18 protein-coding genes are annotated in these 23,638 nt (G+C 44.5%); 15 read left to right on the top strand and 3 right to left on the bottom strand.

Going from position 1 to position 23,638, the window contains the following annotated elements; all coding sequences use genetic code 11:
- Positions 1-283 precede the first annotated feature (283 nt).
- The 11 genes from U2F10_RS29100 to U2F10_RS29050 all read left to right on the top strand — a co-directional run bounded on the left by U2F10_RS29100 (position 284) and on the right by U2F10_RS29050 (position 15,287).
- Positions 284-2,509, top strand: coding sequence for a GumC family protein (locus tag U2F10_RS29100; protein ID WP_163660704.1), 2,226 nt, complete (start codon positions 284-286; stop codon positions 2,507-2,509).
- Between the two features lie 145 nt (positions 2,510-2,654).
- Entirely contained in the window at positions 2,655-3,683 is a 1,029-nt protein-coding gene (locus tag U2F10_RS29095; protein ID WP_250564715.1) for a polysaccharide biosynthesis/export family protein, read from the top strand.
- Between the two features lie 156 nt (positions 3,684-3,839).
- Positions 3,840-5,105, top strand: coding sequence for a lipopolysaccharide biosynthesis protein (locus U2F10_RS29090; RefSeq protein WP_163660700.1), 1,266 nt, complete (start codon positions 3,840-3,842; stop codon positions 5,103-5,105).
- 46 nt (positions 5,106-5,151) lie between these two features.
- Positions 5,152-6,087, top strand: a complete 936-nt coding sequence (locus U2F10_RS29085; RefSeq protein ID WP_499874038.1) for a glycosyltransferase family 2 protein — start codon at positions 5,152-5,154, stop codon at positions 6,085-6,087.
- Between the two features lie 86 nt (positions 6,088-6,173).
- Positions 6,174-7,535 (top strand): O-antigen ligase family protein, encoded by a 1,362-nt coding sequence (locus U2F10_RS29080; protein ID WP_499874036.1) that lies wholly within the window; start codon positions 6,174-6,176, stop codon positions 7,533-7,535.
- 343 nt (positions 7,536-7,878) lie between these two features.
- Positions 7,879-8,964: a glycosyltransferase family 4 protein gene (locus U2F10_RS29075; protein WP_499874034.1), complete on the top strand. Its 1,086-nt coding sequence runs from the start codon at positions 7,879-7,881 to the stop codon at positions 8,962-8,964.
- 142 nt (positions 8,965-9,106) lie between these two features.
- A complete protein-coding gene (locus U2F10_RS29070) occupies positions 9,107-10,159 on the top strand; it encodes a glycosyltransferase family 2 protein (RefSeq protein ID WP_163660692.1) in 1,053 nt (350 codons plus the stop codon).
- A 154-nt stretch (positions 10,160-10,313) separates the two neighbouring features.
- The gene (locus tag U2F10_RS29065; protein WP_163660690.1) at positions 10,314-11,300 is read left to right on the top strand and encodes an NAD-dependent epimerase; all 987 of its coding nucleotides are present in this window, start codon (positions 10,314-10,316) and stop codon (positions 11,298-11,300) included.
- A 142-nt stretch (positions 11,301-11,442) separates the two neighbouring features.
- On the top strand, positions 11,443-12,192 hold the full coding sequence (locus U2F10_RS29060) for a sulfotransferase family 2 domain-containing protein (protein WP_163660688.1): 750 nt from the start codon (positions 11,443-11,445) through the stop codon (positions 12,190-12,192).
- A gap of 80 nt (positions 12,193-12,272) precedes the next feature.
- Entirely contained in the window at positions 12,273-13,337 is a 1,065-nt protein-coding gene (locus U2F10_RS29055) for a sulfotransferase domain-containing protein (protein WP_163660686.1), read from the top strand.
- Positions 13,338-13,853: 516 nt separating this feature from the next.
- On the top strand, positions 13,854-15,287 hold the full coding sequence (locus U2F10_RS29050) for a tetratricopeptide repeat protein (RefSeq protein ID WP_163660684.1): 1,434 nt from the start codon (positions 13,854-13,856) through the stop codon (positions 15,285-15,287).
- On the opposite strand, the gene U2F10_RS29045 is transcribed toward U2F10_RS29050, so the two are convergent.
- Positions 15,288-16,127 carry a PRC-barrel domain-containing protein gene (locus tag U2F10_RS29045; protein ID WP_163697694.1) on the bottom strand — a complete coding sequence of 280 codons (840 nt, stop codon included), beginning with the start codon at positions 16,125-16,127 and terminating at the stop codon, positions 15,288-15,290.
- A 206-nt stretch (positions 16,128-16,333) separates the two neighbouring features.
- On the opposite strand from U2F10_RS29045, the gene U2F10_RS29040 reads away from it, so the two are divergent.
- Positions 16,334-17,713, top strand: coding sequence for a slr1306 family protein (locus U2F10_RS29040; RefSeq protein WP_499874032.1), 1,380 nt, complete (start codon positions 16,334-16,336; stop codon positions 17,711-17,713).
- 104 nt (positions 17,714-17,817) lie between these two features.
- On the top strand, positions 17,818-19,323 hold the full coding sequence (locus U2F10_RS29035; RefSeq protein ID WP_499874031.1) for a DUF697 domain-containing protein: 1,506 nt from the start codon (positions 17,818-17,820) through the stop codon (positions 19,321-19,323).
- Between the two features lie 146 nt (positions 19,324-19,469).
- Here U2F10_RS29035 and U2F10_RS29030 read toward each other — a convergent pair whose 3' ends face one another.
- Entirely contained in the window at positions 19,470-19,862 is a 393-nt protein-coding gene (locus tag U2F10_RS29030; RefSeq protein WP_163660676.1) for a 4a-hydroxytetrahydrobiopterin dehydratase, read from the bottom strand.
- 144 nt (positions 19,863-20,006) lie between these two features.
- On the opposite strand from U2F10_RS29030, the gene psbP reads away from it, so the two are divergent.
- Both psbP and U2F10_RS29020 read left to right on the top strand, forming a co-directional pair.
- Positions 20,007-20,555 (top strand): photosystem II reaction center PsbP, encoded by a 549-nt coding sequence (gene psbP / locus U2F10_RS29025; protein ID WP_163660674.1) that lies wholly within the window; start codon positions 20,007-20,009, stop codon positions 20,553-20,555.
- 3 nt (positions 20,556-20,558) lie between these two features.
- Positions 20,559-21,149: a Maf family protein gene (locus tag U2F10_RS29020; RefSeq protein ID WP_163660672.1), complete on the top strand. Its 591-nt coding sequence runs from the start codon at positions 20,559-20,561 to the stop codon at positions 21,147-21,149.
- Positions 21,150-21,178: 29 nt separating this feature from the next.
- Here U2F10_RS29020 and U2F10_RS29015 read toward each other — a convergent pair whose 3' ends face one another.
- Positions 21,179-23,542, bottom strand: a complete 2,364-nt coding sequence (locus tag U2F10_RS29015) for a heavy metal translocating P-type ATPase (RefSeq protein WP_499874030.1) — start codon at positions 23,540-23,542, stop codon at positions 21,179-21,181.
- Between the last annotated feature and the right edge of the window lie 96 nt (positions 23,543-23,638).

Genomic DNA, 23,638 nt, shown 5'->3' with positions numbered 1-23,638 from the left:
CTGATGTCCCCACCGAATTCTCACGGTTAGTCACTGGTTCATTTGAAAAGATGGGCATAATTCTATTGAAGATATCTGGGAATAGTTGCTAGGTGTCTCTGGGGCCAATTTCGTATGGTTACAGCTAGTCAAGACCTCGATCTAGAACTTAGTCCTATCCTTTTTCTATCAATGGGATTGCTTGTTGAAATCTATATACCTTAAATTTCAGATTTAATCTCTGATATTGCTCAGTATTATTACCCTCTCCGTCCTACTTAGTTCCTTTCCCCAGTGAGGTTCAATGGCATCTCAAGATAACTCTGTTAAAGAGATAGAAATAGATTTACAGAAATATTGGCGAGTTCTAAAGCGTCGCTGGCTAATCGCTCTGACTGTTTTCGGTCTAACGACAACCGCAGCGGTTGGCGTTGGTATTACTCAAAAACCTGAGTATCAAGCCGAATCGAAACTTTTATTCGAGTTGTCAAACCAAGCGTCTGCTCTAGTTGGACTGGAGGGCGGTAACAGAGAACTCAGAGCACTTACTAATCTAGATAACCCCCTGGACACCCAAATTGAGGTTTTCCGTTCCATTCCCCTTGTCCAAAAAGTCATCGAAACATTAAAACTACAAGATGATGAGGGTGAGCTACTTCAGCCTGAAGACCTGCTAAAGAGCCTTACGGTCACTGGAGTTCCTGGAACAGATGTTCTAAAAGTTACATATACGTCTGAAGATCCAGAAATAGCAGCCACTGTTGTCAATACATTGGCAGATATCTACATTGAAAATGATATACAGACCAATCGCGCTGCGGCATTAGCAGCCCAAGAATTTATCACTGCACAACTGCCTGAATCTGAAGAAGCAGTTGAAGAGGCAGAGGCTTCACTACGACGCTTCAAAGAAGGCAACAATATCGTAGACCTTGAAGAAGAGTCCCGTAACCTGGTTGAGTCACTGTTTACACTGGACAACGCCTTAATTCAGCTAAAATCTCAGTTAGCTGATAGCTCAGCTCAGGCATCTCAACTACAGCAGAAGCTCAAACTTAGTTCTGATGAAGCATATGCTGTGGGGCTTGTCAGTGAATCACCTGGCATTCAGACCGTACTAGCACAACTACAAACTGTTCAGTCTGATTTAACGTTAGCCCGTACTCGTTACCGAGACGAACATCCTGAGATTATCACCCTACGCAATCAGGAGGCTGGGTTACAAGCACTACTTCAAGAGCGCCTTGATGTCACCCTTGGTGCCAATGAACTGAACTTGCCTTCAGATGATCTCCAATCGGGCCAGTTAGAACAAGATTTAATCGCCGAGTATTTACGCCTCGACGGAGCGACATCTGGTTTACAACAGCAAGTTGAAGAATTGACAACTGCTCGATTGGGTCAACAGAGTCGAGCTCGTGTTATTCCGGTTTTAGAGAAACAAGAGAGAGCATTAGATCGCCAACTTGCTGCAGCTCAGACCACCTATGAAACCTTGTTACAAAACCTCCAGCAAGCTCAGGTCTTAGAGAATCAAAATATTGGAAATGCTCGCATAGTTTCCCCAGCCTTAATACCTAACGAGCCCCTTGGACCCTCTCTGAAACTCTTTTTAATGACTGGCGGCTTTGCTGGTCTTCTTTTAGGGTTAATTACTGCCTTTATGGCCGATCTCCTGGACCAATCTGTGAAAACGGTTCAAGAAGGTCAAGAGTTGTACGAATATCCCCTCTTGGGTATCATCCCCGCCTGGAAGCGAGGCAATGCTAAGGGTTCGGATATTCCTAGCATATTAGTCAAGAATTCCGAATACAGCTCTATTCTTGATGCTTATCAAGCTCTACAAGCCAACCTTAAATTCTCCTGTGTTGATACCCACGTTAAGACAGTCACAGTTACAAGTGCAGTGGGTGGTGAAGGTAAATCAGAAGTTGCTGCCAACTTGGCCTTGACACTAGCTCATTTGGGCCACACTGTCTTGCTTGTTGATGCCGATCTACGTAAGCCAACACAACATCATATTTGGGATTTGCCCAATGTACAAGGTTTAAGTAATTTTGCTTCAGGGCAAGTTCCCCTTAAGGATGTCATTGTCTCTCAGGAGCCAAACTTACACATCTTGACAGCCGGAGTTATTCCGTTTAATCCTCTGGCAGTTTTGGAATCTCAGCTGATTACGTCCCTACTACAGGCAAGTGAAAAAGCATATGACTACATTATTATTGACAGCCCACCAATTTTAGGGCTAGTTGACGCGATCACCATCGGTCGGGCAACAGATGGCGTGCTGCTCGTCATGCGCCCTGGCATGGCCAATGCCGAAAACATTCGTGCAACGAAGACAATGTTGGCACAGTCAAAACAAAATGTGCTTGGTCTAGTTGCTAATGGCATTAACGTGAAAGGCAACACCGATCGTTATTTCTACAACAATCAGGACTATACACCTATTGAAAGGCAGGCCAATTTTGTCAATGTGCCGAATAGTCAAAGCGTTAGCGATCCTGCCAACGTAAACGGTCGACTCTAATTATTGGGCTAGGCCAGCCTACTTTCCTTTTATACAAAAGAGACAACACCGTCCTCAAACGCTCTTTAGACTTATGTTTCAACTGACTTATTATCGGCTAACTGCAGTAGCTCCCTTAGTCTTGGGGATAATTTGCTACGCCTCCATGCCAACTATCGCACAAACTACACAGTCTCTTGTATCACTTGAGACTACCTCCAATGAGTCAACTCGTGCGAACCTCAATGAGCTTGCTGTTAATACTGGTTCATTGAGATCTACAGCAGCATCCTCTTACTTATTAGGTCCTGGCGATCGCATCGAAGTCAGTGTTTATGGGTTTCCAGAGTATACAGGTCCACTCTCTGTATTACCGGATGGAACTATTGCCCTACCCATCGTAGGTAAGGTTGCTGCAGCTGGGAAAACCACCGATCAGTTAACTCAAGAGTTGAGAATTATCCTCGACCGAATTCTAGTAGATCCTGCCGTTTCGGTCTCCTTAAATTCACTTCGTCCCGTTGTGGTTAATGTATCAGGCGAGGTCTACCGTCCTGGCCCTATTCAACTGCAAGATACAACCAACATTAATCAAGATACTCAATTAGCTTACGCGCCACCTTCAGTGAGTGAAGCGTTAGTAGAAGCAGGTGGGGTGAGACGCACGGCAGACATCCGTAATGTCGTGGTTATACGCGAGCTTCCCAATGGTGAAACAGTCAATACAGAGATTAATTTGTGGGATGCCCTCTGGTCCGCCAGCTTACCAGAAGACATGTTGCTTAGAGATGGAGACTTAGTTTTTGTTCCCAGCTTACCAGAAGGCGAAACCATTGATAATCATTTATTGGCAAGATCCAGTCTAGCACCAGACACCGTAAGGGTTCGAGTTGTTGGAGAGGTCACGAGTCCCGGAGAGGTTGCAGTACCGCCTAATAGCTCATTGTCTAGTGCTGTTGCGATCGCAGGCGGCCCAACCGATGATGCAAGGCTCAAAGAAGTTGCCTTTATTCGAATGGACGACAACACTGGTGAAGTTGTCCAAGAAGTCGTCGATCTGCGTAACCTTATCGACACCTACCAGATTCAAGATGGGGACGTCATTGTTGTACCTAAGACAACCAGCGGTTCAGTTTTAGATTTAGCAGCGCGCCTAGTTAATCCTCTCAATTTCTTATTTAGAATATTTGACTAATGCTTGGGCAAGGAGATAGCTAGATCTATTTGAGAATTTATACTCGTTTATATCTTTTCTAAAATGCCACGCCATACTCTGCTCTCATATATTACCGCTGAGAGCAATGTCATCAACTACTATAGTTAGCCTTATAAATATTCTTGCACCATCATAATGCAACAAAAACTAAAGCGCTTGTTCTCTGACAAGCTCGTCAAAAATATGGGCTGGCTAACAGCGAGCCAAATATTCAGACGCGTAATTCGCATCGCCATAGTAGTTGTTTTAGGTCGTGTATTTACCCCTGAAGAATATGGCTTGATGGCGATCATTTTTGCCGTCACTGAGTTTTCTACCGTCTTCGTACAAAAGGGTGGAGTTGCACCTAAGATCATTCAGGCCACGCAAGAAGAGCTTGACTCAATAGTAGAAACAGCATATTGGAGCAATTGGATTCTATGTATTGGGATCTTTTTATTCCAATGTCTACTAGCATTTCCTATTGCCACTTTTTATGGAAATGAAAAATTATTATTCCCTATTATCGTCACCGCTGGCAATTATCTTCTCAATCCCTTTTATGCGATTCAAGATGCCTTGATTCGTCGAGAAAACAGGCTCAAGATCGGTGCGATCGCAACAGCTATCAATGCCGTTTTCAGTCAGTCTTTGGTCGTTATTCTTGCACTATTGGGCATGGGTATTTGGAGCATTGTATTTGCCCTAATGCTTTCTCAATTTTCCTATTTAATTGTCTATAACAGGAATCACTCCTGGCGACCAAGTGGGAAAATAAGTTTGAAAGGATGGCGAGAAATTTTTAATTTCTCCAAATATACATTGGGCATTGAAATGCTCAATTACTTGAGATCAAATATTGACTATCTACTCATTGGTCGATTCTTTAGCGTTGAACAACTTGGCTTATACTTCTTCGCTTTCAATGCAGGACTAGGGCTTAGTCTGACAGCTATTAACATGCTTTCTAATTCTGTATTCCCTTATCTGTGTGCAGCACGGGATAACCTATCTGCGTTGAAGCAAAGCTATATCCGAAGTCTCAAAATTTGCGCAGCAATTATATTTCCCCTAGTTCTATTACAAAGCAGCCTGGCTCCGATCTATGTCCCTATTGTTTTCAGCAAGCAGTGGATTCCAGCAATTCCAATTCTTATTATGATTTGCCTGTCAGCTATCCCTAGACCTTTTGCTCTAGTTTCAGAGCAGTTGCTCTTGTCAGTAGACCGTGGAAGTGATGGTCTCAAGTGGAACATTTTCTTCACGATTATATTTACCATTTCTGTCATTGTAGGTGCCCAGTTCAATATATTCGTAGTAGCTGGAGTAGTCTTAGGAGTTCATCTATTACTCTTACCGATATTCACCTTCTTAGTTGCTAAGTCTGTATTCTCTGGCCGAGAAAAACTTTCGCTTTCCTAAACAGACGCAATGCTAGATTCCAGCATGTTTTTTCTAGTATATGATTATGGAAATTAAGCCATCTATTTCTGTCGTTATACCAGCTTATAATGCGGCCAGATTTCTACCAGAAGTCATCCAATCTGTACTAGATCAGACCTATCAAGATTGGGAATTGCTAGTCATTGATGATGGCTCAACAGATAATACCGCCACATTAGTTAATAAGTATTGTCAGTTAGATTCACGCATTCGTCTTATTACCACAGAGAATGGTGGTGTTTCCGCAGCCCGTAATTTAGGCGTTGAACTGGCAACTACAGAACTTATAGCATTCTTGGATTCAGATGACCTCTGGCTACCAGATAAGTTATCAGTTCATGTTGACTACATGAATACTCACCCTGAGATAGGTGTCAGTTTTGCAAGGGTAGAACTGATAGATCCTGATGGAAAAAGCACCGGTAAATTAACGGCAAATATATCTAAAGATCTCCAGTCATACACTTTTTTCTATACAAACCCAACCGTCACAACATCAAATGTTGTTATACGAAAATGTATCTTTCAATCCTTAGGAGGATTTGATAAATCAATAAAGTATTCTGAAGATATTGACTTACTTTTTAGAATTGCGTTTCAAAGTCATTGGACGATTGAGGGAATTGATAAAGTATTAATTCAATATCGTCTTCATTCGTCTGGTTTGTCTTCAGATATCATGAAAATGAAAGAAGGTTGGATACAGTTAATGGACAAAGCACGAAAAGAAGCTCCAAACCTAGTAGATGAGCATTATCGTGCTGCCGAAGCAGCTCATTTTCAATACTGGGCGAAGCAGACACTTCGGCTAGAAATTTCACCGTTTGTAGGGATATCCTTAATTAATCAAGCACTTATTTCTAGCTGGCAAAATATTTACCAAAAGCCCAAGCTTATTGTGCTGACTATACTCATTTATCTCAGACTGATGACATTCAACCTAGTAAGAGTCAAGATTTAATTTTAAAAAGATTACCTAAAAGACGATCAAAATATTTACTTTACATAAAGAACGTGATCACTTAAAAGAATAATGCCTAGGGGAATATGACGCTAAAAATTCCGAGAACATTAGAACACATATTCATGTGTTTTACCCTGTGGTTTCTACTGGGTAATCCTATTAACTTGATTACCAATGGAGCCGGAGGGGGGCAACTTGTAGATGTCAGTCAAGCTAACAGCAATTTCTTACTTCCGGCTATTAGCATGTTGCTATATCTTATAGCCAGCATAGGCGTACTACTGCGCTGGAAGTTGATATTAGCTCGATTGCGTTCTAATCCTCAATTTTTGCTGATCGTTATTCTCCTAATCATCGCTTATATTTCAGCAGGATGGTCATTTTATCCAAATATCACTTCACGTCGCACCATATTATTGCTAGGCTCAACCGCTGTTGCCATATATTTTTCACTGAGCTTCAGCTTGAAGCAACAACTTAGATTTCTGATCATAGCCTTATGTATTAACACTATTATTTGCGTTCTTTTTGGCGTGCTGCTTCCAAAATATGGAGTGATGCACTTACCGCCCCATACAGGAGCATGGCGAGGAGTATACAGCCATAAAAATAAGTTTGGTGCTCGCATGGCATTAACTACAGTTTTTTTACTCGCTACTCGCTACTCAAATTTATTTCAGGGGAGGTCCAAGCTAGCTATTAATTGCATAATGATTTTGTCGGCTTCTCTGGTCGTAGCCTCTAAATCAACAACTGCTTTATTTGCCACCGTAGTGTTGGCTCTACTCTTCTTCGCTTGTAACGCTCTAAAGCTCAACTACAAATCGATGGTGATTGCCCTTAGCTTCATCATATTCGTTGTCGCCTTTGGGTTTATTTATCTTCAAACCAATGCAGACACGTTACTTTCTGCATTTGGCAAAGGTACTGATTTATCAGGACGCAACGAAATTTGGCCCGCTTTATGGGAGATGATCTCTCGAAAGCCGTTTTTAGGGTATGGATACCAAGGTTTTTGGGGGCCAGACGGTGGACCAGCTGATCTTGTCAGACAATTAACTGGTTGGCCTGTCCCTAATGCCCATAATGGCTTTCTTGAGGTTTTTCTATCACTAGGCTGGATAGGAGCTCTCCTCTTCCTTACAAACTTCGCAATTACCCTGATCAGATCTTTCCAGTTAATCCGACTGACCAAAACAACTGAAGCTATCTTCCCAGTTCTTTTCCTGGGCTTTTTTATCATCAGTAACATGACAGAGAGCAATCTCTTTAAACAAGATTCCTGGACACTATATATATGGGCATCATTGGTGTCTATACAAATCATGTCAACTTATGCAGAGAGAAAAGCATCTCAGGTTCGCACCACAGGGATTGACTCTAGCTACGGAAAAGTTGCATCTTATAAAAGCCCCCATACAGAATCTGCTCTGTCAAAGAGATAGAAATCTGACATTAATTTGCACAGACTGTTACTAAAAGGAGATGTAGAATAATACCAATGTAAAATACTCATCTTAGAGAGAAGATCATCTAAAGTTTACCTATTTAAACTTTTAGAAAGCACCTAAATCAGTAAGAATACTTATAGAGAACACAATGCTTTCTCCTAACAAGAGCCTAGCATTACTGATTAGCTAAAGCTTTTTAATTTAACTGTAAACATAAAGAATACTTATTTTGCTTTGTAAAGACTCGAATAGTTAAATCCATTACCTACGGATTTTAGCTTTTACCTGTGCAATTGAAACTAGAGTTCACTATGTTTAGTATGTCTGAGGTCGCCGTATGAAATGGACCGTCATTGCGCCTTACTTTACCCAAGAATACATTGACAATAATCGATGGCTAGTCGGGCATATTCCTGAAGGGAAATATGACTTTGAGCTTATCCCTAGGCCACAACCCATTACTAAATGGCATGAGAGAAAAGTAAAATACACAACGTCTTCCCAGTGGTTTCGCCACTGGGAACATGGTGCCCTCGCCTTAAATAGCGATTCCGACGGAATTATCACTTCATACCCGCAGTTGCCAACAGTAATTGGCCTACAAAAGCTCCTAAAATGGTCTAAAAAACCAGTTGTCGCTTGGACCTTCAATGTTGGAAACTACGAAGTTGGGCCCCTGCGTCAATGGTTATCAGGCATCGGATTAAAACAAATTGACCGCTTCATAGTTCACAGTTATCGGGAAATCGACATCTACAGCAAGTGTTTTAACTTGCCGAAAAGTCGATTTTCTTTTGTACCTTACGCAGCTCCAGACATTGAAATTCAGTACGAAGAAGATAACAACTCTCCATTTATTGCTGCACTGGGGTCTGCGCATCGCGATTTCCCTTGCTTCTTTGAGGTGGTTGAAGAGCTTGACATACCTACTGTTGTTGCATCCAGCAAAGTAGCTTTAGCTAATCTGTCCATCCCTAAACAGGTCAAAACACCTTTTGGTATCACCAGAGCGGACTGTTGGAAACTGGCACAAGAAGGTCGGATTAGCGTAATACCTCTAAAAGTCAAAGATAACGTTACAGCGGCTGGGCATGTAACAGTGATAGAAGCTATGTTGATGGCCCGTGCAGTAATTGTGTCTGATGCCTATGGCATGAGCGATTATGTTAAGCATGGAGAAACAGGTTGGTTAATCAAACCCGGTTGTAAACAGAGTATGAAGGAAGCGATTCAAACGCTATGGAACGATCCGGCATTACGAAATCGCTTGGGCAAAAATGCAAGAGCATACGCTAGAAAGAATTTTTCTCATGAGAATGCGGCGCTCTCTTTAGAGAAAATTTTGGATGAGGTTAGTGGTCGTACTAGCAAGGTAACTGAAGCTTATGCTAAGCCTCCTGAAGTTCTGGATGCTTGTAAGTAAATATAATCGTCTACTGCTATCTACAGCATTGGCAATAGTTTACTGATATGAGCTAAATTTTGGATTGACTTGCAAGCCTAGGATAGCCCCAACGCAACTTGGCAATTTCAATATCCATCCTTGTCATCTAAAGAGTGAAAACATGAAAAAGGTTTCTATAGTTATACCTCTGTATAATACTGAGAAGTATGTCCGACTGGCACTCGAATCAGCATTAGCTCAGACGTATCAGAATTTGGAGATCATAGTTGTTGATGATGGGTCTACCGATGAAGGTGTAACTATATGTCAACAATTTACTGATGACAGAATCAGAATTATTCAGCAGGAAAATAGAGGCCTTTCAGGTGCTCGTAATACAGGTATTCGCCATGCGGAAGGAGAATATGTAGCTTTTCTTGATGCAGATGATCTTTGGATTCCAGAAAAGGTCGAACGCCATGTTGAACACTTTGAAAAACGACCTGAGATTGGCATAAGTTTTAGCTATTCTACATTTATAGATGAGAATGGCACACCGTTAGGCATTTATCAGATATCCAAGGTTAGCCAAATTACTCCACTTGATATCTTATGTCGCACACCCATCGGTAATGGATCTGCAGCGGTTTTCCGCAAGGAAGTCTTTGAGAATATCAAGTTCCCAGTGCAAGTTGATGGCATTATAGAAGAGCACTACTTTGATGAAGCATTTAGAGAATCTCAAGATGTAGAGTGCTGGATGAGAGTCGCCATTAAAACCAAATGGATTATGGAAGGGCTTGCAGAGCCCTTAACTTTATATCGGGTAAATTCGAAGGGTATTTCAGCCAATTTAACCAAAAAGATGAAGGCCTGGGAGCGTTTACTCAATAAAGTTAGAAGCTATGCTCCCGAGGAAATGGAGCAATGGGAAAAACCTGCCATGGCATACCATTGTCGCCATCTGGCTAGAAGGGCTGTAACGCTGAAAGATGGAGGACAGGCCATGAAACTCTTCAGCCGAGCAATCGCTACATATGCACCAATCTTGATTGAAGAACCATTCCGAACATTTCTCACCGGAGCTGCAGCTAGTGCGTTGTGGATTCTACCCATTAACGTATATCAGAGGTTATTTGAAGTAGCTGCCAACCTGACTGGTTCAAGTCAAAGACGCCGTATGACCAGATACTCAACCGTGTATCAGTCATCGTCTCAGAAGGTAGCCTCCTAGCCCTCAAAACAGTTCTCGTGTATTAAGACACATGAATCATAAGAGAAGTACGCTAGGATGGTTACAATCCCTTACTTTACGGGAAATCGATGCAACAGCAATTCAAGATTCTTGTGTTGCATTGTATGTCTAAATACTTATTTTTATAGTTAGCATGAATGTTTTAGTAACGGGCGTAGCTGGTTTCATTGGTTATTTTATAGCTAATAAACTTTTAAAGGCTGGGCACAGTGTTTATGGCATCGATAATCTTAATGACTACTACGATACTTCCTTAAAAAAAGATCGATTGGAGCAACTTCTACCCCATGCTTCATTTACATTTAATCAGCTTGATCTAGCCGATCGTCGTGGGATGGAAGATCTGTTTCAACAACAGTCTTTTGATCGAGTTATTCACTTAGCAGCACAGGCTGGGGTTAGATATTCTCTAAAAAATCCTCATGCTTACGCAGATAGCAATCTAATTGGATTTGTCAACATTTTGGAAGGTTGTCGCCATAGCAAAGTGGCACATTTAGTGTATGCATCATCCAGTTCAGTCTATGGTGCTAACCGAACAACTCCATTTTCTGTGACTGATAATGTGGACCATCCAGTGTCCCTTTATGCAGCAACCAAAAAAGCCAATGAGCTAATGGCTCATTCGTACAGTCATTTGTATGATTTACCCACGACAGGGCTCCGTTTCTTTACGGTATATGGGCCTTGGGGTCGACCTGATATGGCCTATTTTAAGTTTGTTGATGCGATCGCAAACAATCGCCCTATTCAGGTTTATAACCACGGTAAAATGCAGCGAGACTTCACATATATTGACGATGTAGTAGAAGGTATTGTGCGAGTCATGGACCATCTACCTAGCCCTCTCGCTGACGAAGAATTTAACACTGCCGCTCCCTACAAAGTCTATAACATTGGCAACCATAACCCTGTCAGCTTGATGCACTTCATTGAAGTCATTGAGAAGGTGCTTGGGCAAGTTGCCGTCAAAGAAATGATGCCCATGCAGCCAGGGGACGTCACTACAACCTATGCCGATGTAGCTGAACTTACGGCAGATGTGGGCTTTGCTCCCAACACCCCCTTAGAAGAGGGTATCAAGAACTTCGTCACTTGGTATAAAGACTACTATCAATAGCCATATTCTAGTACCCGATGGCAGAAATTTGGCAGCTATTGCATCCACCCATCGACTCATCCACATTTGATAGTGGGCAAACTTACGCCACAGAGTATTAGGGCCACACTAGCCATACTATTTAAGTTGAAATTGCGTAACAATGGCATTTATTTCTAATAGCAAGAAGTTTGTATTTATTCACCTACATAAATGTGGAGGCACGAGTGTTGAACGTGCTTTAGCTGCTGATATGCAGTGGAATGACATTATTTTAGGCAGTACTGACTATGGTGAACTAATACAGCGATCCTACGAAAAACAGTTTGGCATATATAAGCATTCATCTGCAGCTACTATTAAAAATGTGATAGGCGATGAATTATGGGATCAATATTTTACGTTTTCAATCGTAAGACATCCGATTGATCGCATGGTTTCATATTATGCATATCTTAAAACACACTATTTGGGGAAGTATCGGGGCTCGGCCATTAAATTGATGTACTACGCCGACCAGATCCATACCTTACCAAAGCCATTAACCCGTATACCCAAGCTATATGATGCGTTTAGGTGGCCCGGAGTTACAGATTGTATAAAAACCAATAATATATCTGACTTTATTCACTCAGAAGGGTCTTGGCAATCTTATGGCACCATGCCTCAGTTTGATCAACTTACAGATTCAAGTCGTGAGAATGTAATCGTTGATTATGTCGGTCGCTTAGAAGACATATCTGAAGATTGGCAATTTATTTGTGATAAAGTCGGACTTTCTACATCATTACCCCATTCGAACAAATCAAAACGTAAGTATAAGGAATGGCGAAAGTATTTTAGTCTAGATGACATTAATTTCTTGGCAGAAAAATATCAAAAAGATATGGAGATTTTTGAATATTCTATCTAGGTATTAATGTATCTTACATCTCAGCTCTAAGGTATATTATTAGCGGCATTGCTTATCCTTGAGATAATTTTAGTTGTGAGATGCGGTCAGATAGCAATGGCCCTAGACCAATTCATCCCCTAAATCAGCAATCGCTTCTTAGCCAATTCATCAGGCCTTATCAGAAATATTTTCTTGTAAAGAAGCTAACCAAGAAACTCTATTCTCTGATTCTCGAAAACGCACTGCCAGTTTTAATTCAAAAAGCTTCCCCTGTAGATAAGTTATTTGTAATTATGGTTAGAGCATTTCTGAGGAAAAATGTCCCAGAGCCTATTAAGGAACCTGTCAAAAAAGTATTAAAGGACTATGGTCAGGCTACGAGTAAATGGAGAGCACTGCCAGATTGGTTAATTATAGGAGCACAAAAGGGAGGAACCTCATCTCTTTTCTTTTATCTCCAGCAACATCCTGAGATTGGCTTTGCCCCAGAAATCACAAAAGAAGTTCACTATTTCGATTGGCATCACCAACATTACTTAGATTGGTATCGGGCTCATTTCCCACTAAAAATCTCCTATAAGCTCTCTAATATACGTTCGACAGGCGAAGCTACACCTGAGTATCTTTTTCACCCTTTAGCCCCCAATAGGATATCGAAGTCCCTGCCAGATGCAAAATTTCTCATTATTTTGAGAAATCCAATTAATCGGGCCTACTCCCATTGGAAAATGAGTATTCGCCATGGTCATGAAACGCTAAACTTCCTTGATGCTATCGAGGCTGAGGAAGATAGACTGGGGCAAGAGAGAGAACATCTTAAAACCCAAGGAGATGAATACTCTTGGCATAGCCCATTAGCTTGGTTCTCATATTTAAGTCGAGGTAGATATACAGAACAGATAGAGCATTGGTTAAAGTTTTTTTCTAGGGAAAAACTTCTGATTCTTCGCAGTGAAGATATGTTTTCCAATCCCCATGAGGTGTTATCAAAAACAACCCATTTTCTAGAACTGAAGGAATTTAAAAGGATTGACTTAGAGCCAATGAATACTGGAGGTTATCAAAAGAAGATGCCACCTGAAACATATAAAAAACTAGCCGCTTATTTTGCCCCTCACAACCAGAATCTTCTTAAATATGTTGATTGGGATCCTAAATGGTAAATAGCATGATCTAACAACAACACAAGTAAAATAATCCGGAAATTTGCACACGCATTTTTTCTTCAACCGCTCGCGATTTAATGATGGCAAGCGGTTTTTTGCTATCTCAAACCAGAGCTAGCCCTGATCACGACTGCTAATAGCAGAAGCTCATAAACTATTAAGTCGATTTTCTTATATTTATAATCGAGGCTTGTATTACCAATTGCTACAGAGTTGGCTTGATGGCAACGATGCTAATCAGCAGTGGATACATTTATGCTTCTATAACCCCAAACAATGGAGCCAGTCTTAGTCATCTTAAGATCAAGAGACAGCAATGGAATACGGTGAATCTGAAAATTCTCTTGAGTATGTAGATATTTTCCAGATGCACTACGGTTAAACCCTAATATAGAAATAGAGGAAGATACAAAACTTACTCTGTGAGTTTGCTATTTGTTGTTTGGGTGTGTCTAAGTTTGCTGTATCAAATTGTGATTGACATATCCAAATATTTGGTGAGTGTGGGGCGGCATGACTGCAAAAGACTTATTGAATCAAGGAGTTGACTTGGCAAGGCGACAAGACTGTTTGGGCGCGATCACAATTTTTAATACTGTGATTGAGTCTCTGCCCAACTATGCTAAGGCCTATTTCAACCGGGGATGTGCCCATTATGCTATGGGTGACTATGCCGTAGCCATCGAAGACTTTAGTTGGGCAATCCATCTGGCACCTGACTACGCGTCAGCTTATCTCAATCGGGGCAATGCCCAGCGCAAACTGGGACATACAGACGCCGCGTTAGAAGACTTTGAGCATGGGATTCAGCTAACACCTCTATCTACACGAGGATATTGCAATCGCGGTTTGCTCAGGCTGGATGTGGGCAATTATGCAGGCGCTGTGCGGGATTTTGATTATGCCCTCAGGCTACAGCCTCATTTCCCCCGTGGGTATCTATGGCGGGGAGTGGCCTGGCTACGCTGCGGTGACTTTAAACGGGCTATTAATGATTTGAATCGAGCTCTAGCCCTAAATCCACACTGTGCGAAAACCTACAACCAACGTGGTTTAGCCTACTTTTACCAGGTTGATTATAGGCAGGCTCTAGCCGATTTTAATCAAGCCGTTGACCTCGATAAAGACTTGGCTGATGCCTATAACAATCGAGCAACCCTGCGTACAGAAATGGGGGATTATGCAGGCGCAATGGCAGACTATTGTGAAGCTCTACACCTCAACCCTGCCTTACCTGAAGCCTATCCTCAAACATTAAAGCAGTTACACAATGCGCTCCACGATAGTCCGGCTCCAGGGAAGTTATCGCTATTGAACAATCGTGGCAACACCCGCGCTACCCTGGGTGACAGTGGTGGAGCATTAAATGACTATGCCGAGGCACTGCGTCTTGACCCTAACCATGCCTATGTTTATAACAATCGGGGATTAGTCAGGCTTTATCTCCACAATTATGAGATGGCCGCTACCGATTTTAGTGAGGCCATTAAACTTAACCCCCAATTTGCAGAGGCGTTTAGTAATCGAGGCGGAATTCGACAACACCTTGGAAACTTGGAAGGTGCACTCCAGGATATCAATCAGGCGCTTGACCTGAACCCATCTTTAGCCAATGCCTATGTCCATCGAGGCAGGATCCATGTGGACCTCAAAAACTACATGAAAGCCATGGCAGATTTTAATAAAGCTCTGGCTCTCCAGCCTGACGCTGCCCATACGCTGAATGAACGAAGCGTACTGCGGTTTCGTCTTAATGATACGGAAGGTGCACTAGCTGATGTCAACCGAGCCTTAGAGCTACAGCCTCAGTTTTCAGATGCCTACATTAACCGGAGCTTGATCCGATTTGATCGAGGGGATCGCTCCGGCGCATTTAGTGACCTTGACTCAGTTATGAGTCTTCATCATCAGCGAACGCCCAGACCAGATGACCGCGCCATTGCTTAATTAATCATCGTCTTCCCACACTTCAAATGTGTCTAGATCGATAGCAGGACGATCTGCTTGAGTATTCGAATCACTGAGTTTATCGAGGGCGTTCTCAACCGTGTTTTCCAGCGCTCTGTTCAAAGGGGCAATTCGTTTTTTAGCTTTGGAGACCTGCTGATTAAACTGCGATCGCAACCCCTGAGTCCTATCTTGCAGTTGTTGACCCGTGGAGCGTAATTGTTCATTTACATCGTCAGATAACCAACGCTCCTGGGCATAGTCTGACCATCCCTGGGCTCGCTGTTGCACTTGGTCTGCCAGGGATTGAGCCGTCGTTTGAGCCGTTGTTTGCCACCCCTGTTCAGCCATGGGCACAGTTTCATCAGCCAAGTACTCAGCCTGCTCTGCCGCCTGAGCCGACACCATTATTCGCTTACGACCAGCACTGATAATCGCTTCAGGTGCTAACCCATATAGCCCCGACTGCCCTGGTTGGGCAAATAGATACTGCAATACCTCACCACTACGCTCAAACCGATAGTCCACAATCTGGCCAATACAGTTACCCATATCCGTCCAAACCTCCAGACCGACCATGGCTTGAGCCGCCGATTGAGCCATGTCAGCCCCACGGCCATGAATCACAATACTATCGGCACCGATATTGACAATCTGTTCCCAGCTATAGGTTGGACGCTGGCGCTGCCACACGGGTCCTTGACACACCAGAGCAACCACCTTGCCCTGGTTCAAATCCACGAGTAAGCTATCCACAATTCCTAGCTCGTCCGTAGTGTCATAATCCAATATTAAGCGGCCAAGCAACGACCCCTGTCTTAGGCAAGCCCCATCAGCCATGGCAGTAACTCTATAAAACGCCTGTACTTGAGTTATAGCACTCTAGCCGAATAGAAAAACAACGCAGGGTCAAGCATGGTGGTAGAACCCACACCGCTGATTGGCTGTTCTTTAAGGCTTATGTTAATTCTGTGGGGTTTTCCACCTGGTGAACCCCCACTCTCTTTATAAAATGTAGTAGAAGCAACGGATGGGTATAGGGACTTATGGATATCGCAATCAAGCGTCCTATTCTGATTGGTGGTTTAGGTCTCAGCGCCAGTTTATGGTTATTGGATGTCGTGCATCACATGCCCATGGACGGGTCATTAGTACTGGGTGCGATCGCACTTGGTTCAGGAGTATGGTGGTTCAGCCAGCAACGTCAACGTAGTGTGGTTCCGGCTATTCCCAAACAGGTCACCGTTCAACGGGATGCTATCGACCAGGCCTTAGACCGCACCGATCAACTCATTGAGCTACTGTTAACTGAAAATAGCCAAGCCGCTGCCCAAGCAGAACTCTATCGCACCGACTATGATCTGCTGCTGGATAGTCTAGAGCGCATTGAGTTAAAGGTTGCGATTACTGGCAATAAAGCCACAGGCAAGACCACTCTACTCACCTGTTTACAGACCGCTGACACAGCAGCATTAACCTTTACTGAACCGTCCGATGACATCAGCGATGCAGATCTAGTGCTTTTGGTGATTGCAGGCGATATGACTGCTTCAGAGCTAAATTGCCTAGAAACGCTGGTTTCTGGAGGGTATCAAGTGCTAGTGGTGCTGAATAAACAAGACCAGTACACCCCTATGGATCAGGCAGTGGTGCTGGATCGGATTAAGGGGCGGGTGGCAGAACGCAATGTGGAAGCGGTTGCGATCGCAGCTAATCCCAATCCAATCAAAGTTCGCCGCCATGCCGAGTCAGGTGAAATTCTTGAATTTTTTGAGCAGTCTGCTGCCGATCTAGAGGCCCTTACCCAAAAACTCGATAGCTTTGCCGCTGAACCATCCTCTTTAGTGATGGCCACCACCCTGCGTCAGACAAAAGCACTGCAACAGCGTATTACCGCATCCCTAAACGAGTATCGTCGCCAAAAAGCAATGCCCGTCATTGAGAAAATGCAGTGGATTGCAGCCGGTACGGCCTTTGCCAACCCAATAGTCACCGTGGACCTGCTGGCGACAGCTGCCATCAATGGCCAGCTCGTGTTAGACATCGGCACTATCTATGGTCAAAAATTCTCCATGGATCAGGCTAAGGCCGCTGCAGGTACCATCGCTGAATTAACCGTCAAGTTGGGGCTGGTCGAACTAGCCTCTCAAGCCCTTGGAACAGTCCTCAAAAGTCATGTAACTACCTACCTGGCTGGTGGAGCAGTGCAGGGTATCAGTGCCGCGTATCTCACCCGTCTAGCTGGCCTGACTCTGATTGACTACTTCGAAGAACAAAGCTTGTTAGACACTACCGAGCTTAACTTTGAAGGACTGGGTAGCCGTCTACAAACATTATTCCAGCAAGCTCGCCAGAGTTTAGCCCTTAAGGATTTTGTGACCCAGGCCCTACCTCACCTACCAAAAGCAAGCACAGTCGCTAGCTAGAAAGTTTGAACAAGACGGGTAGTGGGCAATGGGATAAAGCTAAAAATCCTGTTGCCCAAATATCACTTTTCGCCTGAGCAATCAGCTCTAAGCACACCTAAACCATGACCGATCCCGCCTTGATTCAGGAAACATTTACTAATGTCAGCACTGCGTCCCAGAGGATTGCAGAGACTACAGTCCAGCCCCTTGTCGAGAGGGCCCGCGACAGTTTGCGACAAACAATTGATCGCTATATTCCACAGCTAGAGCTAACTCGCTCCGATGCCGACGAACTCAAACGTCAGGCTGCCGTTAAGGCCGGTATTGATCAGCTGACAACCCTATTAAACAAGCTAGATAGCACCCTACTTCGGGTCGCCGTATTTGGTCTAGTCAGTCGCGGTAAGTCAGCTGTACTCAATGCTTTGATCGGCGAAAAAATCCTTGAAACAGGGCCTCTAAATGGTGTTACCCAATGGCCTCGGTCTCTCTATTGGACACCGTCCGCATCTGAGGGAGAAACAACTCTCAAAATCGAACTTATTGATACGCCTGGCCTAGATGAAATAGAAGGAGCTGAACGGGGACAAGTCGCGCAAGATGTAGCCCAACAAGCTGATTTAATCTTATTTGTAGTGGCAGGTGATATTACACGCACTGAGTACACAGCTCTACAAACGCTGCACGAAACCCGTAAACCATTGCTGTTAGTCTTTAATAAAACGGATCTCTATCCAGACATAGACCGTCAGGCTGTTTACGACAATCTCCAGCACCTTAAATGTCAACTAGCGTCTGATGAAGACACTAGAGAAGAGACCAATGACACAACAACCATTAAATCATCGGACGTTCCCATCGTAGACGACGTTATCCTGGTGGCTGCAGACCCTGCCCCTCTGAAGGTGCGTGTAGAGTGGCCAGATGGTCATGTCACTGAAGAATGGGAAACCTCTGCACCAGAAATTGAGCCTCTCACAACAGCGCTGATCGATCTTCTTCAAGCGGAAGGTCCGACATTAGTCGCCCTCAATACTTTGCATCAAGCAAATCAAGTCAACACCAACTTAGCCAAAGCAACCGCAGAGTTAAACCAGACTGCAGCCGATAACATCATCTTGCAATTTGCAAAATACAAGTCTGCTGCGGTGGCTTTGAACCCTGTCGCCGTGCTGGATCTCCTAGGCGGTGTGGGCTCTGACCTGGTTATGATCCGTAACTTGGCCAAACTTTACGGCTTTCCCATGACTAGTTTTGAAGCTAGCAAACTATGGCAAGCAATTGTCCGCAGTTCTGGCACACTACTTTTAAGTGAGCTAGGCAGCGGATTGCTCCTAGGTCTTGGCAAAAGTGGAGCTGCCCTATGGAGCATGATCGATGGCTCTGCTGGATTAACCGCCTATGCTGGCGCAATGGGAGCCCAAGCGGCAGCGGCAGGCTATGGCACTTACGCTGTCGGCCAGGCTGCCCGTGTTTATCTAGAACAAGGTTGTTCTTGGGGACCTCAAGGCATTAAGACCCTGATGCACACTATTGTAGAAAATGCTAATACAGATTCTGTCCTTGAGCGGCTGCAACAAGAAGTCCGACTATCAATAGAAGAAGATATTAAGCAACGGGCTCAATAGCCACATTTTAAGTTTAATGTCTAGCTTTCTAACAAAGTCTGTATCAATCACATGACAAGGGATAAGAATGCCTCCTATTAAAGGCTAGACCAAAGTAGATAAACGAGCAAAACCATGGCTTCTCAAGGACACAATCACGATAATGATTAAAGTTGAGAGATTTGTCGGGCAAGCTGAAAGTCCAAGTCTGTTAAACCCTGAGCATCATGGGTCGTTAGCTCCAGTGAAACTCGGTTGTAGCTGATACTAATATCAGGATGGTGATTAAGTTGTTCAGCAGGCTCAACTAAATTGTTGACAAACGTGATTGCCGCAACAAAATCTTCAAATGTTCGAGTATAGAATAATGTGTTGCCATCTGTTGTCCAGTTTGGTAAATTTCCTATGCGGAGTTTGACCTCCAATGGACTTAGACGGGTCAGGTTATTTTTAGTGCTCACAACAGAATGCTCACTGCCCTCAACTAGCTTGGGAAAGATCGCAAGTATCTCTTGGGCACCAACATTCGCAATTATCAAAGCATTAAGAATACAATTCATTGAACTCAACCGCATTAGCATTGGTATAGTGATTGACTCAACAGCAGGGGACGATGCTCCCCCTGCAAAGGGTACAAAGACCTTCCACAAAATGCGACAATGGAAATTGTCAATTCTTTTTACATTAATTAACTGGTATTCCCAATGCTAAAGCGACTAGCTGCTCTGATGATTGTGTTTGCCACGATGTTTGGCCTCCAGGCCTGTAGCGGTTCGGCTCCTGTGAGTTTGCTGAACTACGTTAATAGCTATCAGGGCTATCAGTTCAGCTATCCAACTGGCTGGGTAGAAGTTAAGGTATCCGGTGGACCAGATGTTGTATTTCACGACATCATTAACGTAACTGAGAACGTTAGCGTCGTTGTGAGCCCAGTGGCAGAGGGCAAAACCCTGGAAGAATTGGGTGGCCCCACTGAAGTTGGCTACAAGTTATCTAAAAGCATCACAGAGATGGCTGGTGATAGTCGCAATGTGGAACTTATTAATGCTCAAAATATAGAGACTGACGAGGGTAAAATCTATTACATTCTGGAGTATTTAGCGACCACATCCGAAGGGCAACGCCATAATCTAGCTAGTGCCATCGTACGTCGTGGTCAGCTATTTACATTTAATGCATCTGTTCCCGAAGCTCGCTGGAAGCGCCTTAAGAATTCAATCACTCAGTCGGTAGCGTCATTCTCGGTTTACTAGACAATGTCTGCTCCTCAGTTTGTCCTAGCGTCAGCCTCCTCAGCACGACGTCAGCTTCTTTTAAATGCCGGGGTTCAGCCTTTTGTATCCCCCAGCAAGTTTGATGAGGATCAAATTACCCTAAGTGAGCCAGGTGCATTGGTAAAGGCGCTATCCTTGGGCAAGGCAGAAGCTGTCGCGCCTCTGTTTCCAAATGCAGTGGTGTTAGGATGCGATTCAGTCCTAGCATTTGATGGGGCCATTTACGGTAAGCCTGAAACACCAGAAGATGCTGTCAAACGCTGGTGGAAGATGCGCGGTAAAGTGGGCGAGTTATTTACTGGCCACACACTAATATCTCCGCAGGCAGCGAAAACGTTAACTCGATGTCAGGTGACTCGGGTTTATTTTGCCTGGGTTAGCGATCGCGAAATTGAGGACTATGTGGCCACAGGCGAACCAATGCATTGTGCCGGTGCTTTTACCATCGATGGCAAAGGTGGCTTTTTTGTGGAAAAGCTAGAGGGTTGCCATACCAATGTCATCGGTCTGAGTATGCCGATGCTACGTGACATGCTGGGATCCTTAGGGTATCGGGTGACGGATTTTTGGTAAGGCCAAAAAATTGCGGTTTGAGTTCGATATTAAACACTCTCCCTTAACTGCCAGCGCAACAGCAGAGAATTAAGCACTACGCTAATCGAACTAAACGCCATGAAACCACCTGCATAGCCAGGACTCAAGGCAATTTCAAAGTTCGGCAACAAAACGCCCGCCGCCAGGGGAATACAAATCAGGTTATAGCCAAAGGCCCAGGCTAAGTTCTGACGAATTTTATTAAAGGTGCTGCGACTGAGTTCCAGGGCAGCTGACACATCGTTTAGGTCATCACGCATCAGCACAACATCAGCGGTTTCCATAGCAATGTCAGTGCCTGAGTGCATGGCGATACCGACGTCAGCCTGGGCCAGGGCAGGCGCATCATTGATGCCATCACCCACAAAGCCAACACAGTGCCCCGCTTGCTGTAGCTTTTCAATGGCATTGACTTTGTCGGCTGGTGTCATACTGCCTTCTGACACAGCAATCCCTAAATCCATGGCTAATCGATGGGCAACGGCTGGTCGATCACCACTCAGGAGCTGGATCTGAAGATTTTTGCGGTGGAGTTGTTCAATCACTGATTTGGCTTCCTCGCGGGAGCGATCAGCCGCAGCTAGAAGGCCAACCAATTGATGATCAACAGCGATATAAACCAGAGTTTTACTCTCAGCACTCAAGGTATTGGCAACATCACTAGCCATATCAGTAGCGATATTGGCTTGAGCTAACCAGGCGTCATTGCCGAGGTGGAGCGTTTGATTGCCTAACTGTGCAACAACTCCACGTCCCGGAGTTGTTGCGCTATCTGTCACGTTAGTTAAAGGAAGCTGTCGCTGAGCAGCCTCGTTGAGAATGGCTTCGGCTAAAGGATGGCGGGTTCCTTGCTCAACACTAGCTGCTAGACGAATCACATCATCCTCAGTCAAGCTGGCGTCATAGCTAATGCAGTCAGTCACCCAGGGCTGCCCCGTTGTCAGGGTGCCGGTCTTATCAAAAATGATGGTGTCTAAATGATGGGCCGTTTCTAGAACATCACCACCACGCACCAATAATCCCCTCTGGGCTCCAATACCAGACCCCACTAGAATCGCCATGGGAGTGGCTAATCCCAATGCACAGGGACAGGCGATCACCACAACAGCAATGGCTAATTTCAGACTCACCAACAGCCTTGAAGTTTCTATAACATGGTGACTGTAATGAACATGGTGCGGATTGAGAGCCGCTTGGATCGCATCAGGCCAGATGGTAAATCCAACGCCGTACCAAAAGCAAAATGTCAGTAGAGCGAGGATTAAAATCCCGTAGGTAAAGTAACCGGATAATGTATCTGCTAAGCCTTGTATGGGGGCTTTACGAGTTTGAGCAGATTCAACCAGACTGACCATCTGGGCCAGGGTACTATCCGCGCCAGTGCGGCTGACTCTAATGGAAATCACACTCGACTGGTTTAGGGTACCGCCGATTACGGGATCACCAATCTGCCTCAGGACAGGCAACGCTTCTCCAGTGACCATTGCCTCATTAATGGTGGTTTGCCCCACCTCAATCTCCCCATCTACTGGGATTTTATCGCCAGGCAAGACTTGGATGATGTCACCGACCTGCACTTGATTAATGGGAATCTCGACATTGTCGCCTGGTGAATCACCTGTCACCAGGCGAGCGCCCTGGGGTTGCAGTGCAATCAAACTACGAAGAGCCTCAGTGGCTCGAAAGCGAGCACGTTCTTCTAACGTACGCCCTAACAAAATAAAGCTGAGCAACATGACGGGCTCATCAAAAAAGCACTCCCAGCCTAATTTTGGCAAGGCTAAGGCCACAACGCTAGCGGTATAGGCACTCAGGGCACCAATACTCACTAGAGTATTCATGTTAGGACGGGCACGGCGTGCTCCCTGCCAGCCATCTTGTAGAATTTCTCGCGCAGGCCCCACTAAGGTGAGGGTGGCTAATGCAAAGTGAAAGCTCAGGCTGCTGAGAATAGGTCCTGAAAAACTGCTATCTGGATCGCCCACATGTTCTATGTGGCCAAGGATTGAAAGGACTAAGAGAGTAAGTGCGATCGCAACCCGCCATACCTGTCCTTGCTGCTCGGCCTCTTGCTGCTCAGCCCAATTGCCAGGGTCTTCGCCTTGCCGTACCTGGCTGGGGAAACCGGCATCTGTGAGTACAGTTGCCAGCCGTTCAGGTTTCACAATCTCGGCCTGATATTGGATGGCTGCTGCCTTGGTGACCAAATTCACGGTCGCTGTCGCCACACCATCACACTGACGCAGTTGGGTTTCCACTGCCCGCGCACACCCAGCACACATCATGCCGTCTACATTTAGGACGGTAACCGCTGGAGACAGTTGTTCAGATGTCGATGTTGCAAGAGAAGGCGGTGAAACCGTTGAGGACATAACTAGATAGAAAGCAGACCATTTGAGCCTAACGTCGATCACCGAAATTTGGCGTAAGACTCATAAACTCTCAAGAAAAATTTTCAACCACCAAAA

It is taken from the genome of Leptothoe sp. EHU-05/26/07-4, from assembly GCF_043421015.1.
Taxonomy (GTDB): Bacteria; Cyanobacteriota; Cyanobacteriia; order Phormidesmidales; family Phormidesmidaceae; genus Leptothoe; species Leptothoe turfae.
The sequence above is the reverse complement of the archived record's forward strand: the minus strand, read 5'-3'. Positions and strand labels throughout refer to the sequence as shown.

Excerpts from the sequence above, each read along its gene's own strand:
- U2F10_RS29100 (WP_163660704.1), top strand. The coding sequence starts at position 284 with ATGGCATCTCAAGATAACTCTGTTAAAGAGATAGAAATAGATTTACAG.
- U2F10_RS29095 (WP_250564715.1), top strand. The coding sequence starts at position 2,655 with ATGCCAACTATCGCACAAACTACACAGTCTCTTGTATCACTTGAGACT.
- U2F10_RS29090 (WP_163660700.1), top strand. The coding sequence starts at position 3,840 with ATGCAACAAAAACTAAAGCGCTTGTTCTCTGACAAGCTCGTCAAAAAT.
- U2F10_RS29085 (WP_499874038.1), top strand. The coding sequence starts at position 5,152 with ATGGAAATTAAGCCATCTATTTCTGTCGTTATACCAGCTTATAATGCG.
- U2F10_RS29080 (WP_499874036.1), top strand. The coding sequence starts at position 6,174 with ATGACGCTAAAAATTCCGAGAACATTAGAACACATATTCATGTGTTTT.
- U2F10_RS29075 (WP_499874034.1), top strand. The coding sequence starts at position 7,879 with ATGAAATGGACCGTCATTGCGCCTTACTTTACCCAAGAATACATTGAC.
- U2F10_RS29070 (WP_163660692.1), top strand. The coding sequence starts at position 9,107 with ATGAAAAAGGTTTCTATAGTTATACCTCTGTATAATACTGAGAAGTAT.
- U2F10_RS29065 (WP_163660690.1), top strand. The coding sequence starts at position 10,314 with ATGAATGTTTTAGTAACGGGCGTAGCTGGTTTCATTGGTTATTTTATA.
- U2F10_RS29060 (WP_163660688.1), top strand. The coding sequence starts at position 11,443 with ATGGCATTTATTTCTAATAGCAAGAAGTTTGTATTTATTCACCTACAT.
- U2F10_RS29055 (WP_163660686.1), top strand. The coding sequence starts at position 12,273 with ATGCGGTCAGATAGCAATGGCCCTAGACCAATTCATCCCCTAAATCAG.
- U2F10_RS29050 (WP_163660684.1), top strand. The coding sequence starts at position 13,854 with ATGACTGCAAAAGACTTATTGAATCAAGGAGTTGACTTGGCAAGGCGA.
- U2F10_RS29045 (WP_163697694.1), bottom strand. The coding sequence starts at position 16,127 with ATGGCTGATGGGGCTTGCCTAAGACAGGGGTCGTTGCTTGGCCGCTTA.
- U2F10_RS29040 (WP_499874032.1), top strand. The coding sequence starts at position 16,334 with ATGGATATCGCAATCAAGCGTCCTATTCTGATTGGTGGTTTAGGTCTC.
- U2F10_RS29035 (WP_499874031.1), top strand. The coding sequence starts at position 17,818 with ATGACCGATCCCGCCTTGATTCAGGAAACATTTACTAATGTCAGCACT.
- U2F10_RS29030 (WP_163660676.1), bottom strand. The coding sequence starts at position 19,862 with ATGAATTGTATTCTTAATGCTTTGATAATTGCGAATGTTGGTGCCCAA.
- psbP (WP_163660674.1), top strand. The coding sequence starts at position 20,007 with ATGCTAAAGCGACTAGCTGCTCTGATGATTGTGTTTGCCACGATGTTT.
- U2F10_RS29020 (WP_163660672.1), top strand. The coding sequence starts at position 20,559 with ATGTCTGCTCCTCAGTTTGTCCTAGCGTCAGCCTCCTCAGCACGACGT.
- U2F10_RS29015 (WP_499874030.1), bottom strand. The coding sequence starts at position 23,542 with ATGTCCTCAACGGTTTCACCGCCTTCTCTTGCAACATCGACATCTGAA.